Origin of the sequence: Nonomuraea sp. LPB2021202275-12-8, assembly GCF_037044575.1 — a bacterium.
GTDB lineage: Bacteria > Actinomycetota > Actinomycetes > Streptosporangiales > Streptosporangiaceae > Nonomuraea.
Map to the genome: position 1 here is coordinate 103,399 of NZ_JBAHWD010000027.1, position 15,847 is coordinate 119,245.

17 protein-coding genes are annotated in these 15,847 nt (G+C 67.7%); 10 read left to right on the forward strand and 7 right to left on the reverse strand.

The features are described 5' to 3' along the window. Positions 1 to 44: 44 nt before the first annotated feature. A complete protein-coding gene (locus V5E28_RS35600) occupies positions 45 to 1,004 on the reverse strand; it encodes a hypothetical protein (protein WP_336213603.1) in 960 nt (319 codons plus the stop codon). On the opposite strand from V5E28_RS35600, the gene V5E28_RS35605 reads away from it, so the two are divergent. Continuing rightward, positions 991 to 1,317: a hypothetical protein gene (locus tag V5E28_RS35605; RefSeq protein ID WP_336213604.1), complete on the forward strand. Its 327-nt coding sequence runs from the start codon at positions 991 to 993 to the stop codon at positions 1,315 to 1,317. The two genes, V5E28_RS35600 and V5E28_RS35605, sit on opposite strands and share 14 nt — an antisense overlap. Before the next feature lie 703 nt (positions 1,318 to 2,020). Here the strand turns inward: V5E28_RS35605 and V5E28_RS35610 are convergent. After that, positions 2,021 to 3,079, reverse strand: coding sequence for a BTAD domain-containing putative transcriptional regulator (locus tag V5E28_RS35610; RefSeq protein WP_336213606.1), 1,059 nt, complete (start codon positions 3,077 to 3,079; stop codon positions 2,021 to 2,023). A gap of 264 nt (positions 3,080 to 3,343) precedes the next feature. On the opposite strand from V5E28_RS35610, the gene V5E28_RS35615 reads away from it, so the two are divergent. Together V5E28_RS35615 and V5E28_RS35620 are read left to right on the forward strand one after the other, a co-directional pair. Continuing rightward, positions 3,344 to 4,345, forward strand: a complete 1,002-nt coding sequence (locus V5E28_RS35615; protein ID WP_336213607.1) for a helix-turn-helix transcriptional regulator — start codon at positions 3,344 to 3,346, stop codon at positions 4,343 to 4,345. A 19-nt stretch (positions 4,346 to 4,364) separates the two neighbouring features. Beyond that, positions 4,365 to 6,197: a S9 family peptidase gene (locus V5E28_RS35620; protein WP_336213608.1), complete on the forward strand. Its 1,833-nt coding sequence runs from the start codon at positions 4,365 to 4,367 to the stop codon at positions 6,195 to 6,197. Between the two features lie 66 nt (positions 6,198 to 6,263). On the opposite strand, the gene V5E28_RS35625 is transcribed toward V5E28_RS35620, so the two are convergent. Continuing rightward, positions 6,264 to 6,539, reverse strand: coding sequence for a hypothetical protein (locus V5E28_RS35625; protein ID WP_336213609.1), 276 nt, complete (start codon positions 6,537 to 6,539; stop codon positions 6,264 to 6,266). 75 nt (positions 6,540 to 6,614) lie between these two features. Continuing rightward, entirely contained in the window at positions 6,615 to 7,028 is a 414-nt protein-coding gene (locus tag V5E28_RS35630; protein ID WP_336213611.1) for an ATP-binding protein, read from the reverse strand. Between the two features lie 645 nt (positions 7,029 to 7,673). Between V5E28_RS35630 and V5E28_RS35635 the strand changes: the two genes are divergently transcribed. Further along, positions 7,674 to 8,681, forward strand: coding sequence for an XRE family transcriptional regulator (locus V5E28_RS35635; protein ID WP_336213612.1), 1,008 nt, complete (start codon positions 7,674 to 7,676; stop codon positions 8,679 to 8,681). Here V5E28_RS35635 and cutA read toward each other — a convergent pair. From cutA to V5E28_RS35650, 3 genes are read right to left on the reverse strand one after another with little or no spacing between them, the layout of a single operon-like run. Next, positions 8,644 to 8,979 (reverse strand): divalent-cation tolerance protein CutA, encoded by a 336-nt coding sequence (gene cutA / locus V5E28_RS35640; protein ID WP_336213613.1) that lies wholly within the window; start codon positions 8,977 to 8,979, stop codon positions 8,644 to 8,646. The genes V5E28_RS35635 and cutA overlap by 38 nt on opposite strands. Then, positions 8,976 to 9,788, reverse strand: coding sequence for a WbqC family protein (locus tag V5E28_RS35645; protein WP_336213614.1), 813 nt, complete (start codon positions 9,786 to 9,788; stop codon positions 8,976 to 8,978). Before V5E28_RS35645 ends, cutA begins: the two co-directional genes overlap by 4 nt. Beyond that, positions 9,730 to 11,517: an ElyC/SanA/YdcF family protein gene (locus V5E28_RS35650; protein WP_336213615.1), complete on the reverse strand. Its 1,788-nt coding sequence runs from the start codon at positions 11,515 to 11,517 to the stop codon at positions 9,730 to 9,732. Before V5E28_RS35650 ends, V5E28_RS35645 begins: the two co-directional genes overlap by 59 nt. Positions 11,518 to 11,674: 157 nt before the next feature. Between V5E28_RS35650 and V5E28_RS35655 the strand changes: the two genes are divergently transcribed. The 6 genes from V5E28_RS35655 to V5E28_RS35680 all read left to right on the forward strand — a co-directional run. Beyond that, entirely contained in the window at positions 11,675 to 12,130 is a 456-nt protein-coding gene (locus V5E28_RS35655) for a hypothetical protein (protein WP_336213616.1), read from the forward strand. A gap of 98 nt (positions 12,131 to 12,228) precedes the next feature. Then, entirely contained in the window at positions 12,229 to 12,546 is a 318-nt protein-coding gene (locus V5E28_RS35660) for a hypothetical protein (protein ID WP_336213617.1), read from the forward strand. A gap of 11 nt (positions 12,547 to 12,557) precedes the next feature. Then, entirely contained in the window at positions 12,558 to 12,887 is a 330-nt protein-coding gene (locus V5E28_RS35665; protein ID WP_336213619.1) for a hypothetical protein, read from the forward strand. 55 nt (positions 12,888 to 12,942) lie between these two features. Next, the gene (fxlM, locus tag V5E28_RS35670) at positions 12,943 to 14,148 is read left to right on the forward strand and encodes a methyltransferase, FxLD system (RefSeq protein ID WP_336213620.1); all 1,206 of its coding nucleotides are present in this window, start codon (positions 12,943 to 12,945) and stop codon (positions 14,146 to 14,148) included. Between the two features lie 82 nt (positions 14,149 to 14,230). Beyond that, positions 14,231 to 14,437 (forward strand): FxLD family lanthipeptide, encoded by a 207-nt coding sequence (locus tag V5E28_RS35675; RefSeq protein ID WP_336213622.1) that lies wholly within the window; start codon positions 14,231 to 14,233, stop codon positions 14,435 to 14,437. 83 nt (positions 14,438 to 14,520) lie between these two features. Next, positions 14,521 to 15,847: lantibiotic dehydratase family protein (locus V5E28_RS35680; protein WP_336213623.1), on the forward strand; the 1,327-nt coding region annotated here is incomplete at its 3' end.

The window sequence follows — 15,847 nt, forward strand, 5'->3', positions numbered from 1 at the left end:
TGGCAGGAGCCCGGCCGAGCGGCCGGGCCCGTTGAGGTGGGGTGTCAGTCCTGGGGCCTTGCCATGCGGAAGCGGTTGGGGCGCTCGCTGGCGAGCTCGGCCTCGCCGTTGCTCGCGAGGGTGTCCAGGGCGTTGGCGACCGCTCCGGAGGAACGGTTGAGGACCTTGGCGATCTCGTTGGCGGTGAAGGCGAGGTCGGGGTGCTTGATCAGGTGGGTCAGGACGTCCGGGCGCAGGGGGCGGGGGGCGTTGCGGTCGCCGCGCGAGGAGCCCCATACGGTGGTGGTGCCGGTGGCCTTGGCCTGAGTGAGGCGGGCGGCCTTACGGACGTCTGCGGTGCCGGTGTAGATGGCCTCCAGGCCGGTGGCGAGTGCTGCTTCGTCGTCGGTCAAGAGGGCCGCGTAGGTCGTGGTGACGGCGCTGAGGAGGTCGGTCAGGGCGCGGCGCGTGTCTTCAATCGTGCGGGCCTTGGCCAGGGTCTGGGCAGCCTGCTGACGGCGGGCCTCCTCCTCGGCCTGGGCTCGGGCCAGCTCGGCCTCGGCGATCGCACGGCGGTCGGATTCCTGCTCCAGGATGCGCATCGCGTCCTGGAGGGACATGGCGGGCGTCGTGGTGGAGGTGTCCGCCGGGATGGCCGGGGTGTCCTGGGTGGCCATGTCGGGGTCGGCCGGGGCCTCGGTGGACACGTCGGGCGTCACCTGAGCCTCGGTAGTGGTGTCGGGCGTCGCGGGGGCGTCGGCCTGGTCCTGAGCGTCAGGGGTGACAGGGGCCCACGTGTCAGGGAGGGCGCGTCCCTGGTCGTTGCGGCCGCCCGGGGCGCGGACGGCGTGACCCGCCTCGGCGAACGCCGTAAGGGCCTTGGTGGCGGTCGGGCGGGAGACACCGGCCGCCTCGGCGATCGTCGTGATGGGCGCGGCCGGGTTGGCGGTCAGGGCCTCCCACACCTTGGCCGCCGTGCCTTCGGGACGGAAACCGACGGTCTCGGCAATCATGTTCGTCGTCATTTTCGTTCTCCTTTGTTTGGGGCGCGGCCCAAATTTCGCGGCACCGATTTCCTCGATGCATGACGACCATTTCTCGATTCCGAATGCGAAGCAAGCCGATTCGGTGATGCACGCAAAAATAAATGGATCTCTGATCGCCAAGCCGGGTAATGAAATCTTGGTGACGCCGAGAGGCCGCCTCAGCGTGAAAGCCTTTCGGGGGCGCGCGTGCCGTTCTTCAACACCTGAACGAATGTCTTTCCACTACGGAAGTGCGGCGCAGGCGTCATACGGTCGACCAGAAGCTTCTGAAGACGAGAGATCTGAATTATGAAGGAGAAATAGAGAATGAGGTAAATAGAGCAGGGGCCGGCAGATTCGGCCGGAGGCTCGCTCCTTGCCAAGTTCTTGTCTGGTAATGCGAGTCGGGCGGCCCACCGGTAGCGCTGATGGCCCATCTACCTGCGCGGACTCACCGGCCAGGGGTACCGATCAAGGCGGCAGGCCGATCGGTAGGGCGATTGGCGCACCGGTCGGCGGGCCGAACGTCGGCGCGCAAAGTTCGCGCAACGAGGGCGTCGCGGCCGAGGCAGCGGGTCTTCATCGCAGCGGGCAGGCCCGTACTCTGAGGGGTGGGACCAGCCGGATAGCAGCCGGTTGGTCCCACCCTTCTTGGCGCCTACGCGGCTCGGGGCAGGCAGAGCTCGGCTCACACGAGGTAGCCGCGCTGAGGGCTACCCCCACAGTCGAACGTCACGACGAACGCGACGGCTGCGAGGCTCCGCCTGCGGATGTCGACGGTGGGGATGCCAGAGCCGACGAAGTCACGTACCTCGGCCTTGTCGTGGGAACGACCTTCGCCAATGGAGTACGGATGAGTTTCCGTCGGCCTGTAGAGCCGCATGCCATAATAAGCGGTTAACGATCACGTGCTCCCCCTTGAATTCTGCTGCCTTCGTCGCGCGATCACGCGCGCACGGTATATCGGGCATCGACTCATAGGCTCTCGTCAAGTCGCTGAGAAACCGTTCGCCCCCTCATGCGGAGTCGGCGATTACGCGATAGAGCTGCTCCGTTTTTGAGGAAGGCTTTCTGCCTCGGGCACGCAATTGTTCGCGTAGTTCGTCGTAGCAGTAATGCAAGGCTTGGGGTCTGCCGAGACGGGCGTAGACCTCCATCCGCCTGCGGTACAGGTGCTCGGCGACGCCGTCGAGTTCTGTGGCCCGTTCGAGATAGCCGATCTCCAGTTCGGGCTGATTTTCCAGATCGGCGAGTTGGGCGAGGGCTTGGACGATGCCGCGGTTCAAGGAGTCTGCCGTCTCCCACGCCCAGGGATGCGGAACCCCGGGGAGGTAGGTGCCGGTATAGAGGTTGACGGCAGTGGTCAGCGCGGCGGTCTTCTCCGGGCCTGTGGCTACGGCCGCTGCGGCGAGCAGGTCGCGGATCTGCCAGACGTCGCAGCCGTAGAGGTCGGGATTGATCCGGTATCCGGTGCCGCCCTTGAACTGGATGACGACTCGTCCGTAGTTACCGGGCATCCCCAGGGCGTCGCACATCTTGGCGCGGGTCGCCTTGAGGAGGCCGGCGAACCGGTCACCTTGGGCGCCGGCTTCGGGCCAGAGCTTGTCACCGGCGAGTGCCTTGCTCAGCAGAGAAGAGCGGTGCTCGGCGAGCAGGCCGAGCAGGGCCCACGTGTCGGTTCCCCAACCACCCGCCGTGCGGTTGGGCCCCTCAATGGCGCACTGGCCGATGAGGTGGATCGTGCCGCGCCGGTCAGCTGTCGCGACGTCGAGAACAGCCGTGGGCCTGGCCTGCGGTGATGGTGCGCATTGCCCAGCCGCCTTTGAGTGCGTCGCAGGGGTCGTGTTGGTGCCCTGTGTCGCGTCCGTACCCCGAACGGGCGTTACGAGATCGGGAACCGCCCGCGCGGCGTCCGTCGCCTGGGCACGTGGCGACGGCGACCCGGCGGGTGGGGTCACCGAACGACTGCGCCAGCTCAACAGGCCGAACGTCACCAAGAGTCCGACCAGACCATGTGCCACCAACGACGGTCCGGTCAGATTCTTGGTCACTGTGCCGACAAGATGCCGTCGCATGCTGCCTCCCTTGTCCCTCTGGGGCGTTCGCACTGATCAGACCGCGCGCAGCGCCGGAACCGAGTACGCGAAACTCTGCACGGCGGCTACTGACCGGGGCTGCGGTGTCCAGGATCGCGAGAACGCCTCTGGCAGTGGGCCTCTGAGGCCGCGGCGCTGAGTGGTGAAAACCCACCATCGCGCGGAACCACTCACGCCCGACACGGCCAAAGAGAGAGCATCACAGTGGGTGCTTGCACCACTACCCTCTGACTGGGGGTGACGGTGGACGGACAGAATCAGATCAACGCGCAGCGCCTGCTGCAGGGCGTTGTACCGGATGAGATCTTCGCGTCGTACGCCAAGCTGCTCGCGGAAGACGGTTGCCCCGAGGACGACGCCGCGTCCCTGCTCGGGGGTAGTGAGCAGGTAGCGGAATTGACCGCCCGCGGAATGGCACATCTACGGCCGGACGGACCGCTGGTACCACCACGTCTCGTGCCCGCGCCTCCGGAACTCGCGCTCCAGGGCGTCCTGACAGATCTCTCACGCCGTCTCGTCGGCGATCAGGAACGGCTGCTGTCCGGACACAAGCGGCTGAGCGAGTTCCACCAGACGCCGACCACCGCCTCCTCGAACTCCGCGATGGACCGGCTCGTGCAGATCGTCACCGACCGGGACGAGATCAGCTCCCTGTCCTACGCACTCATCAACGCCGCACGGCATGACTGGCTCACGCTGGACAACTACGTCCTGGAAGCGCCCATCGCGGACTCCACCGGGTACGCGCCGCTACCAGTCTTCGAAGGCCAGGTGCAGTGCCGTGCTATTTACGAGATCCGCTGCGCAGAGCATCCGATCGGCGCGAAGACGATCGAGGCCGCGGTGGCGGCCGGCGAGCAGGCTCGGCTGCTGCCTCGCGTCGGGATGAAGATGAAGCTCGCGGACGAAGCGGTCGCGCTCCTTCCGCTGACACCTACGGGGATGGGCGGGGCGCTGCTCGTGCGCTCGCCTGTCATCGTCGGGGCGCTGCGGGAGTACTTCGAACTGCTCTGGGAGAAGGCGATCCCGTTCGGGAGCGCCGAGGCCGCCGGCCCACTCACGCCCGCGCAGTCGCAGGTGCTGCAGCTGCTCACCCAGGGACTGTCCGACGAGGCGATCGCCCGGCGGATGGACATCAGCGTCAACACCATGCGCAGACATTGGACCGCCATTCGCGATGCGCTGGGCGTGGAGACCCGCTTCGCCGCCGGAGCCGCAGCAGCCCGCCGCGGCTGGATCAACTGAACCCGAGAGGCCCTGTCACATGCCCGAATACCTGGACTTCGTTCCCCAGCAACGATTCCAGCCCACCCTCGCTCTGTCCCCGAACGGCCAGTTGGTCGCCTACTCCAGCCATGTCTCCGGACACTACGACCTATGGGTCGTCCCCGTCGCAGGGGGAGAGCCCCGCCGCGTGGCAGGCTTCGACGACCGGACGGTCCGTCAGATCGCCTGGACGCCCTCAGGCGACCAGCTGGTCTTCACCGCCGATGAGAACGGGGACGAGCAGTTCCGCCTCTACCTCGTCGCGCTGGATGGCAGCGGTCTGACCGAGATCAGCTCCGGGCCGGACTGCCAGCGGGTCCTGGCCGGGTCGCCGTTCGACCCGACCGGCCGCTTCCTGGCCTACACCGCCAACGACCGCGACCCCGCCGCCCAGGACCTCATCGTCCATGATCTGGTGACCGGCGAGCTCCGCCGCTTCACGCCGCCCGAGGAGGTCGCGTTCGAGGCCGTCAGCCTCTCTCCGGACGGCCGCTGGCTGCTGTCGACCGGCTTCCGCTCCAACACCGACATAGCCGTCTACCTCACTGACCTGACCGACTCGGCCGCCGAGCCGGTCTGCGTGACGTCCGCCCTCGGTGAGGGGGTCTTCGACCCCGGAGTCTGGGCGGCGGATTCCAGCGGCTTCCACCTGCTCACCGACCATTGGAGCGAGTTCACCGCCGCCGCCTTCTACGACCTCGCAGCCGGATCCCTGCATCCGATCGCCCGCCCGAGCTGGGACGTCGAGGTCCTCGACGCAGTAGCCGGAGTCCGCATCTGGTCCGTCAACGAGGGCGGCAGCTCCCGCCTGCACGCGGACCGCGACGGTTCCTCCGTCTCGCTGCCCGACATCCCGCCCGGCGTCATCACCGCCCTGTCCCTGGCGCCGGACGCCTCCTTCGCGGTCGTCATGATCAACTCTGCGGCAAGGCCGGCAGAACTAGCGGTCTTGGACCTATCTCGCCACGAGTTCCGCTACCTCACCGACACTCGCCCCCCGGCCCTGCACGTCATCGACCCCATCGCACCCGAGCTGATCACCTACCCCGCTCGCGATGGGCGCGACGTGCACGCCCTGCTCTACCGCCCGGACGGCCCCGGCCCTCACCCGGTCCTGCTGTCCATCCACGGTGGCCCCGAATCCCAGGAACGTCCCGTCTACGCCCGTTCCGGCCTCTACCAGCACCTTCTCCACCAGGGCATCGCCATCCTGGCCCCCAACTTCGCTGGATCCACCGGCTATGGCACCGCCCACCAGAAGCTCATCTACTGCGACTGGGGCGGCATCGACCTCGACGACCTGGACCAAGCCGTCCAGTACCTCCACACCCTCGACTGGGCCGACCCGAACCGCCTTGCCGTCATGGGTGCTTCCTACGGCGGCTTCGCCGCTCTGTCCTGCTTGGCTCGCCTTCCCTACCCATGGGCCGCAGGCGTCTCCATGTGCGGTCCGAGCAACCTGCTCACCTTGGCGAAGGCGTCGCCCCCCACGTGGAAGACCTTCGTCGCCACCGTCCTCGGCGACCCGGACACGCGCGCCGAACACCTTCTGGCACGCAGCCCCGTCACCCATGCCGATGGCATCAACGCTCCTCTGTTCGTCCTCCAGGGAGCTCATGATCCGCGTGTCCCCCAGGCCGAGTCCGACCAGATTGTCGCTCGCCTGCGCGAACGAGGCGTTGAGGTCCGCTACGACATTTACCCCGACGAGGGACACGGCTTCACCAACCGAGCCAACGAGTTGACGGCGTACGAGGCCATCAGCGCGTTCCTCCACACCCACCTGATCGCCACCACCGCCGACCGCGCCGAAGCGCTCCAGGTGGGCTGAGAGGTCCAAGCACAACGGTGCCCACCCGTCGACCGGGTGGGCACCGTGGATCATGCCATCCAGGGTTCAGACGTACCCGATCGCCCGCAACGTATCGTCCTCCTGTCCACCGACGGCGGACAGGAGGGACAGCAGGCTGAGGCGGTGGGCCCGCATCTCGCGGACGTTCTCCTCGACAGCGTCGAGAGTGGAGTCGAGGCTGACATTGAAGCTGCAGTTCTCGTCGCTGCTGACGTAGACGAAGGCCACGTCGCACATCAGTGAGAACAGCTTCGCCCGCACGTCATCGCCGCGCCCCGGATACAACTCTTCGAGGACAGCCTCGAAGTCAACGGTGCTCATGTTCGCCTTTCCTCCCGTGGAGACGTTCCCGGTCGTACGTCGGAGGTCGGCCTGATAGCAGCAGGCCGACCACGTTCATCCCGCTGCGGCGCCCGCACATGCGACGCCCCTGACCTTGACTTCGAGGAAGACCCACACCGTGTGCCCGGTCTGCGGGCTGCCGATCTGGGAGAGCGTCAGGGCGAGTTCCCTGACGATCGCGAGCCCCAAGCCGCCCACGCTCGGCTCCTGCTCGGCCTGCTGACGCTTGAATCGCGGGATCCCGGAACCGCCGAGATCATAGACCCCGAGGTAGGCCGGGCCGTAGTCCGGAAGACGGACCTCCACCCCGAACCAGCCTCCGGCGTGGCCGGATCGGGTGTGCAGCAGGGTGTTGGTCGCGAGTTCGGACACGATGAGCCCGGCGTCGTTCTCGCGACCCGTTCCGGCGAACAACGCTTCGACCATGCGCCGGGCCAGCCGGACCTGGTCGGTATCCCCGGGGAACACGCACCGCCACATCATCCGTTCGGGCGCGCGCGTCCGTTCCTGTCGTTCCTGTGGGTTTGTTGCTGCGATCATTCGCGGCATTCCTCCTACGGTCGTTGGCCGCCGGATCCGGGTGGATGCGACGGGCTCCTATGGGGACCCGACTTCGCGTCAGAGGTCAAGCCGTCCAGTACGTGCGGGACCTCCTTTCCGAGTCGGGCGAACCTGCTGTTCGAGTACTGATCTGATTACGGACAGCGAACACCTGCGAAGCGGGGACCGTCAGGAAGAGACTGGAGGAAGTTTCAGGAGGACCCTCGGCTACCGGCACACAGGTGATCCCACATGAGCGAAAATGGCGTCAGGCCCAACTGGGCGGAGGGCATCCGCGCGAAGCGGCTCCACCGGTGCTGGAGCCAGAACGAACTGGCACGACAACTCGAGCTCGCGGCCGACTCCCGAACACGCGCAAGCCTGCCGAGCCGAAGCTCGATCATTCGGGAAATCCGCTTTCACGAGGCCGGCACTCACCGGCCCGGCCCGGTGTACGCCGAGCTCTATCGACGTGTGTGGACGCGGTACCCGGAGCCGAGAACAGAATCACCAACCGAGTTGCCCGGTGACCACCTGGCCCTCGCTTGGACAGTAGGAAGGCTGAACCTGCGCATGGACCGCCGATCCGTCTTGCAGTTGGCCGCGGCCGCCACAGTGGGCGCGGCACTCGACCCAGCCCAACGCCTCATGCGAGCCCTGGCCGGCGACCACCGGCCGGACGACACGACGATCACCCACCTCGAAGACCGGACACGAGGCTTCCACCGCCTCGAAGAACACATTCCCGCCGACTCCCTCTATCCAGCGCTGCTCAGCCACCTGAACGAGGTAAGCGCCCTGCTGGAAGGCGGCCTTCCAGACCACCACCGAAATCGGCTGGCAGTGGTGGCCGGGGAGAGCGCCATCCTGGCCGCATGGTTCGCCTGGGAGCAGGGCGACGAACACATGACGGCCTCACACACCCGCCTGGCCAACGTCGCCGCCAAACACGCGAACGACGACTCCATCGCCGCCTGCATGTCCGGCTACCGCTCGTACATGACAGGCAGGAACGGCGCGCAGAGCACCAGGCTCATCCAGCAAGGGCTCAACCGGATCGGCGAGGGCGACCCCGCGACACGGGCGTGGTTGCTGGCCCGACATGCCGAAGAGACGGCGCTCCTCGGCGACCACCGGGGCGCGTTGCGCTCGATCCACGAAGCGGCGGACGTCTATGCGGGCGCGGACATCAACGCCCGTCCCTGGACGTGCTTCCTCGACCCGGGGCGCTTCGCGTCCATGAGCCTGACCGTCCACTCGCGGCTCCGGCGCCACGACGACTCCGCCGCCGCCATGGACGAGATCGCGCTCCACCTCGGACCGACGACCGAGGTCAAGAAGTTGTGCGTCGTCAAGGCCGAGATGGCGCTCGCGCATTACCGCCTCGGAGACGTCACCGAGGCCGTCGACTCCGCGCGATCCGCACTCGACGCCACCACCGCGATGAACTTCCCCCTCGGTTGGGAGCGCCTGGACAACGTCGCCGTGGAGCTCAAGCCCTCACGCACCCAAGCCGCCAGAGATTTCCACACGGAGTACGCCGCTACTCGCCCTTCGCGGAAACAGCCGTCTCTTCTGTGATCCAGTCCAGGTAGTCGGCCAGGCCACCCTCGATGGGGACGGCCACGATCTCCGGCGTCTCGTAGGAGTGGACCTCCCTGACGACCATGATCAGCTCGTCAAGCCGTGCGGTGACGGTCTTCATGAGGATCAGGTACTCCTCACTCCGCTGGATCTCACCCTGCCACCAGTAGGTGGACACGATCGGACCGCTGATCTGAGCACCGGCCGCCACCCGGCTCCCGACCACCGCATCGACGATGCGCTCGGTCTCTTCGCGGGTCCCGGCGGTCACGTGGACCTCGACATGGCGGGTCATGACCCCGAGCGTACGTCCTTGAAACGATCACCTCCTCGTTTCAGTTCACGTAGAGCCTCCAGCTCCCGCCTCAGGGCATACGGCCCGGCGAGCATCAGGGCATGTACGGCGCTCACCTGCCGAGCCGATGCCCACATGCCCGACATGGGCGCCTGGAATGGGAGGACCTCGATCGAATGAACCCGGAACGCGGCCGGGTCCAGATATCGCATGCCCCCGGTCCCGCACAGGTAGGTCCTCGCACCGGTCAACCAGGCAAGGTCGGCCAGCCGCTGTGACCGTTCGCCACGGGCGAGCAGATCGCTGCTGTGCAGGATCAGCCCCGGCCACCCGACCTCCGCCAGCAGCAGGCGGGTGGACAGCTCCGTCACGTCCGCCAGCCGATCCGTGCTCTCGAACGCGGCGAGCATGGGTTCGAGACGGCGCTTGAACGTCGGCCAGTAGGCGCTGTGCCGGTAGTGGTCGGCGAGCAGCTGGGCGACGCGGCGGCGGCAGCGGGCAGGGTCGGCCAGGCGCGCACCGCGGATGGAGGTGGAGCGGCCATGGGGCAGGTGGGTGGCGATGGAGAGCCACTGCGTCCGCTGCGAGCCGTCGAGCGAGGACAGGCGCGTGCGGTGCTGGTAGTCGCGCCGGGCGAACTGCACGTCGTCCAGGACGATCCAGTAGTCGGCCGCGAACAGCTTGGCGAGAGTGGCGAGCCGGGGCAGGAGATTGGGTTGGTGGATGGCGCACACCTGCCCGTTCGGCGAGTCAGGACGTGAGGAGCCTGCTGTCGAATCCGGCGCGGAGAAGAGCCTGGTAGGCGTCATGGACCTCTCCTGGGACGGGCTGCTCGATGGCGTAGCCGAGCTTGGGGTACTCGATCACGCGCTGGAAGTCGCCGACGAGCATGTCGATGACCAGCTTCGGATCGCCGATCGAGCTGATGTAGTCGTCCAGCTCCAGCGGCTCTGAGGCGCACACCACCTCGACCTCGGGCCACACCTTCCGCGCCGTGGCGTACGCTCGGCGCTCCATGTACGGCTTGGAGATCAGGAGTACCGAGACGGGTTGGATGCCCGCATCGGCCAGCACCTGGCGGGACAGGCCGATGTTCTGACCGGTGTTGGTGGCGTTCGGCTCCACCAGGATCGCCTCGTCGGGCATGCCGAGTTCCAGCGCGTGCTCGCGGTAGTGGACGGCCTCGCCGCGGGGGAATCGTGCCGCGGTGGTGGGGCTGGTGGCGCCGGAGAAGACGAGCAGCGGGAACCAGCCGGCGCGATACAGCTCGACGGCCGCGCGCGCGACCCCGAGGTCGTGGCTGCCGAGGCCGATGGCCACATCACACTCGCGCAGGTCGTGGTGCATCTGGTGGTAGTCCCAGATCGCGCGGGCGTGCCGCCACTGCTCATCGGTGATGACCTGCTGCTTGACGCTCACTCGGCTGCTCCCTGATCGCCGTGGCAGAGGGAACTGGTCGTTGTCCCCCTGGATGGTCCGCTGGATGCCCTCGATGCTGCGCAGTTGGTGCGCGAGCCCGTGCTGCGCGGCCTCGCGTGCGGCACGGTCGAGGATCATCAGCCCATCATCCACGGTGGCCCGGTCGGAAAGCAGGATGTGCCCGTAAGCCGTCTCCAGCCGTACGCGCTGCATGGGCGCGTCGGTGACGGCGGTGGCACGGGCGAGGTCGATCAGGCGCAGCGCTTCCGTGAGGTTTCCGGCGCCACGGTGGGCCAGGGCGAGTTTCTGGTGCGCGACGGACCAGTCCTCGGGCTCACCGAGGCTCTCGAACTCGCGGATGGCGGTCGTCATCAGCCGGGCGGCGTAGTCGTTCTTGTCGTTCTTGCTCAGGGCGGTGCCGACCCACAGCCGGGCTCGCGTCCGATCACGTGGCGAGAGCCGGTCGTCCACCGCCAGCGCTTCATACTCCTTGGCGGCCTCGTACAACGAGCCCGACATCTCGGCGACCACCGCCAGCGACAGGTCGAGCTGGGCGATGCGGCGGGGGATGTCGAGCTGACCGTAGATCGAGCGGGCGTTGAGGTACGAGCGGCGAGCGGACAGGGGGCCGGCGACTGCGCCTTGGTCGCGTTGGAGGTCGCCGAGCAGCGTCGTCGACCGGGCGAACAGGTACAGGCCCTTGTCGTCCAGGGCGTGGGGGTCGTAGCGGGTGAGCCATCGGTTCAGTAGGTCCGTGGCGTAGTTGAAGCTCTGGCGGCTGAGGGCGACCACGGCCCGGTCGAGGTCGTCGGTCCAGGTCTCGTAGTCCCAGGCCCGAGGGCCGATCCGGGTGACTCGGAGCCCTTGGTCGGCGTCCTGGCCGAGTTCCAACAGCAGGGTCTCGAAGCGCAGGTGGGTCGCCGAGTCCGCGCGGGCCAGCGCGGTGTCCAGGATGGCCTGGGTGTCGGGGCGGGGCCGGGTGGCGGAGCCCAGTTGGTCCCACTTGGCCACGGTGCGGGGAGCGACGCCGAGGTGCTGCGCGAACACCCGCACGCTCATCCGTACGGCAAGACGAAGTGCATGCGCTTCGAGGCCGGTCCACTCATGCACGGTCGTCACGTCACTGCTCCCTTCCACGGCCATGGAAGCACGCAGAGGTACCGAGGGCCTACGGAAGTGCAACGCAAGTGCGACAGCGGGTCGTATCCAGCCGGGGCGGGGGTGGCCATGCTCGAAGAGCGGGCCACCAGCCCCGACCACGGTAAGGACGGCTACCTTGTGGACACTCACCGAACAACACGATGTGGACGGCCCGATCGTCTACGGGTACCTGCGGCTGCATCGCTCGACCCCCGAGCGGCAAGCAGCGCTGACGGTGGCCCTCGCCCAATACTGCGAGCAGCACGAGTTGCAGCTCTGCGGCATCTTCACCGATCGAGGGACCGAATCGGCGGACACCGTCGCGTTCACCGGACTGCTGGACGTCCTTCTTCTGTCCAACGTCTACGGGGTGGTCCTGCCCACTGCGCACCACCTGGGCGGGAAGCCGGTCGCTACTCGGCGGCGGGAACAGCTCGACGCGATCGGGGCGAGGCTGCTGTTCGTGCGTGGAGCACTTCGTACGACCATCCCCTCTGCTGACTGGAACTCCCATCGAACGGACGTGCCAAGTCACGGGAGCAGGCGTGCGGCACGTTGTGCTGCCACGCCGGGCGCGGGCGGCCCGGTGTAGTCGTCCCCGCCGTACCGCGCCTTTCGGCGCGGGCTGGGTGGTTACTTCCCATTGCCCAGCCCGCGCCATCAAGACGTCCCTGTTATCAAGGAGAGCCCATGCTGGGCAATGAGGCCGAGGCCGCTGCCGACGCGGTGGCGATGAGGCAGGTGGTTGATCTTCAGCGCCGCGCCGGCGGCTGGTTCTTCCTGATGTACTCCCTCTACTGGCGCCGCCACATTGCCTTCTACCTGGGCGAATCCGATCACGGCATCATCCTTCAAGCGGGCAGTCCGGACGAGCTTTGGCAGCTCATGGATGGCGTTGCACCGCCCGACTGGCAGGTAGAGGGTCTGCCGCGCCTCACTGCGGGTTCGCCGCCCGAGACCGTGAGCGTTCAGGCCGTGCTTTCCGAACCTCCGAGGGGGCGCGAGTGACAAGGCGAGACGTGGCCGAGCAGGAATCCTGTGCGCAGACGGTTGAGCCGACGCAGAAAGAGCCTGCGTTCAAGTGGGTTCCGTACGAACCGGTAGGCAGTTTGCTCCGGGTCTCGCACACCTCGTGCTGCGGCCGGTTCGAGTGGGCGTCCGAGGGCGGCCATTTCTTCGTGCTGCGCTCCACCGATGACGGCGGCTACGAGGAGACCGGCCGCGGCCTCTACCGGCAGGCCATAGACGTCTACGTCACTCTGGCCGAGCGTCACCGGGCCGAGCATCTGCGCCGCGGGGAAAGGCCGGGGTCTGACACCTTCCTCAAAGGAAGAGCGTGGCGCGGCTAATCCCGAACCACCATTGACCAGTTGTCCATCACCGCCAAGACGAGGGGACCCAGCTTTGACCACCGACAACGACGTCGAGGAAGCCGCCACGCTGCGCGCCGCCATGGTGTGCGAACTGCGTGATCAGGGGGCGTGTCAGTCCGAGCGAGTGGCAGCAGCCTTCGCCGCCGTGCCGCGACACCTGTTCACGCCGGGCGAGTCACTGAAGGTTGCCTACGCCGTGGACATCGCGCCGATCGTCAAGCGCGGCGACAACGGGCTGACCATCAGCTCCGTGTCCGCGCCACATCTCCAGGCGACCATGCTGGAGGCGGCTGACATCAAACCGGGCATGCGCGTGTGCGAGGTGGGCAGCGGCGGCTACAACGCGGCTTTGCTGGCCGAGCTCGTCGGCAACGGCGGACACGTCACCACGGTGGACATCGACCCCGAGATCGTCGAGCGCGCCCGCACCTTCCTCAACGAGGCAGGCTACGACCGCGTCGACGTGATGCGGGCCGACGCCGAAGAGGGGGTCCCCGACGCTGCTCCGTTCGACCGGATCATCGTCACGGCTGGAAGCTGGGACATTCCGCCGGCCTGGATCGACCAGCTCGCTGACGATGGCCGGATCGTTGTCCCGCTCCGGCTGAAGGGGACGACGCGCTGGATCGCGTTCGACCGCGACGGCTCGGGCTTGGTCAGCCGCAGCTACGGGTTGTGCGTCTTCGTGCCGTTCCAGGGGGCCGGCTCACACACCGAGCGGACCGTCACGATCGGGGACGGGGTGGTGCTGCGCCTGGACGATAAGGACCTCAAGGTCGATGGGGACGCGCTGCGCCGGGCATTGCATCTGCCGAGGATCGAACGCTGGTCCGGAGCCGTGTTCGACATGCCCGACGAGCAGGCGCTGTTCCTGCTCACCAACGCCTCGGATATGGCGCTGCTGTACGCCGATCAGGAGGCCATCGACCGGGAGCTGATCGCGCGCCCGGCGCTCAAGGGCGTGCCCGTTCTGATCGACGGCGACAGTTTCGCTTACCGGGCCGCGCGGCCGAATGACGACATGAGCAGCGGATACGAGAGCGGTGTCTACGCTCACGGGCCCTCGGCCGAGGACCTCGCCGCCCGGTACGCGGACCTGCTGCGCAGGTGGGCGGACGAATTCCACCGCCGTGGCGCTGCGTCCATCCGATACCTCCCCGAACCCGCCGACCCGCCGGCCCTCTCCAGCGGGGTCATCGCCAAGCGGCACGGGACCGTCGTCATCGCCTGGCCATAGACCGCCGGGCTCTCCGGGGAGGTCTGACGATCTGCCTGGGAGCACCGGGGAACCCCACCCGCCCCAACGAAGGAGGACCTTCATGATCGCCCGCACTACCGGAGGCGCGGCAACGTTCGCACCCCCTGCGCTGGAATCCCAGGACGCCGAAGGCTGGGACGCCGATTGGCTCGCCGAGCTGGACGTGTCCATCGTCGAATCCGGTGTGGCCGCCGAGCAACTCATCCGCATGACCGACGACGGCTGCAACTCCACCTGTGGGACTGCCTGCGTCAGTTGCGGCACGTAGACGTCCTGCTGGAATCCAACGCCTAAGCGCTCGGTCGGCGAGGCTCACCAGCCGACCGGGCGCCCCCAGCTATGGAGAGGCTGATGTACCGATACCTCGACGCCGCAGTGCTGCGCGCCCCAGCGTGGCGTCCAGACCAGCAACCCGAATCGTGGCCTGACCTGACTGGACCGGAGGCAGGCCCCGCCTCGTGGCAGGTCTGGCTGGCTCGCACGTGGCAGACGCCGGGCTTCGCGGCGGCTGTAGAGCAGGCCAGCCCGGATCTGGCCCGGCGGGTGCGCGAAATCTGCGCCGGACGGCAGGTGTCTGATCCGGGAGTGCGCCGGGCGGTGCTGTCCGTGATGCGCTACCTGCTGCGGGCTTCCGGCCGCGCGACACCGTTCGGCCTGTTCGCCGGGGTGGCTCCGACTCGTATCAGCTCCGGAAGCGACGCGCCGACTGTGCGCATCGGAGATGCACACCGCCCGATGGCCCGTGTCACGGCGGAATGGCTCTCGGCCGTTGTTCAGCGGCTGGAAGGTGAGACGGCGCTGCGGCGGCGCTTGATGGTGACGGCCAACAACCTCGCCTTCGAACGGGACGGCCGCTTGGTGCTCGAACACCGCGCCAGCACCCTGGCAGGTGGTGCACCGGGAGAGGTGAGCGTGCGCGCCACCGGTCCCGTACGGACGGCTCTGCGCCTTGCGCGTGATGCGCTCCCGGTCGCGGACTTGATGGACCGGCTGTCGGCCGCCTCCCTGCGAACTGCTGAGAGCACCATCGACGCTCTCGTGGCCGAGCTGGTGGCCCAGCGCCTCCTGCTCACCAGCCTGCGCCCGCCCATGACGGCCTGCGATCCGCTCCGGTACCTCCTGCAAGAGCTCGAGGCGATGAACGCGGAAGAGATCGACGAGGTGGCCGACATCGTGAAGGGCTTGCGCGCCATCGCCGACGAGCTGGCCCAGCACGACCGTACGCCCGCCGCTGTTGCGGTCGATCATCGGGCACGCGCAGCCGCCGCGATGGCGACCATCCACCGCACCACACGCCCGCCGCTCGCCGTCGATCTGCATCTGGAAGGGGAGGTGACCATCCCCGCCGCCGTAGCGGCCGAAGCGGCCACCGCAGCGGACGTGCTCGTCCGGTTGGCCCGCCGTTCGGCGCTCAACACGGGCTGGCTGACCTGGCATGAACGATTCCTGGACCGCTACGGCCCGCGCGCCCTGGTCCCACTCCGGGACGTCGTCGATGCCGACCTCGGGCTCGGCTACCCGGACGGATACGGCAGCGAACAACCGCCATCTCAGGATGGGCCGCTGACGGATCGCGACCGCAAGCTGCTGGTGCTGGCGCACAACGCCGCGCTGCGCCGCCAGCGCGAGATTCTGCTCGACGACGGCATGATCGCTGACCTCGGCGGGGTTGCCCAGG

Excerpts from the sequence above, each read along its gene's own strand:
- V5E28_RS35660 (WP_336213617.1), top strand. The coding sequence starts at position 12,229 with ATGCTGGGCAATGAGGCCGAGGCCGCTGCCGACGCGGTGGCGATGAGG.
- V5E28_RS35600 (WP_336213603.1), bottom strand. The coding sequence starts at position 1,004 with ATGACGACGAACATGATTGCCGAGACCGTCGGTTTCCGTCCCGAAGGC.
- V5E28_RS35625 (WP_336213609.1), bottom strand. The coding sequence starts at position 6,539 with ATGAGCACCGTTGACTTCGAGGCTGTCCTCGAAGAGTTGTATCCGGGG.
- V5E28_RS35605 (WP_336213604.1), top strand. The coding sequence starts at position 991 with ATGTTCGTCGTCATTTTCGTTCTCCTTTGTTTGGGGCGCGGCCCAAAT.
- V5E28_RS35620 (WP_336213608.1), top strand. The coding sequence starts at position 4,365 with ATGCCCGAATACCTGGACTTCGTTCCCCAGCAACGATTCCAGCCCACC.
- cutA (WP_336213613.1), bottom strand. The coding sequence starts at position 8,979 with ATGACCCGCCATGTCGAGGTCCACGTGACCGCCGGGACCCGCGAAGAG.
- V5E28_RS35610 (WP_336213606.1), bottom strand. The coding sequence starts at position 3,079 with ATGCGACGGCATCTTGTCGGCACAGTGACCAAGAATCTGACCGGACCG.
- V5E28_RS35635 (WP_336213612.1), top strand. The coding sequence starts at position 7,674 with ATGGACCGCCGATCCGTCTTGCAGTTGGCCGCGGCCGCCACAGTGGGC.
- V5E28_RS35645 (WP_336213614.1), bottom strand. The coding sequence starts at position 9,788 with ATGACGCCTACCAGGCTCTTCTCCGCGCCGGATTCGACAGCAGGCTCC.
- V5E28_RS35675 (WP_336213622.1), top strand. The coding sequence starts at position 14,231 with ATGATCGCCCGCACTACCGGAGGCGCGGCAACGTTCGCACCCCCTGCG.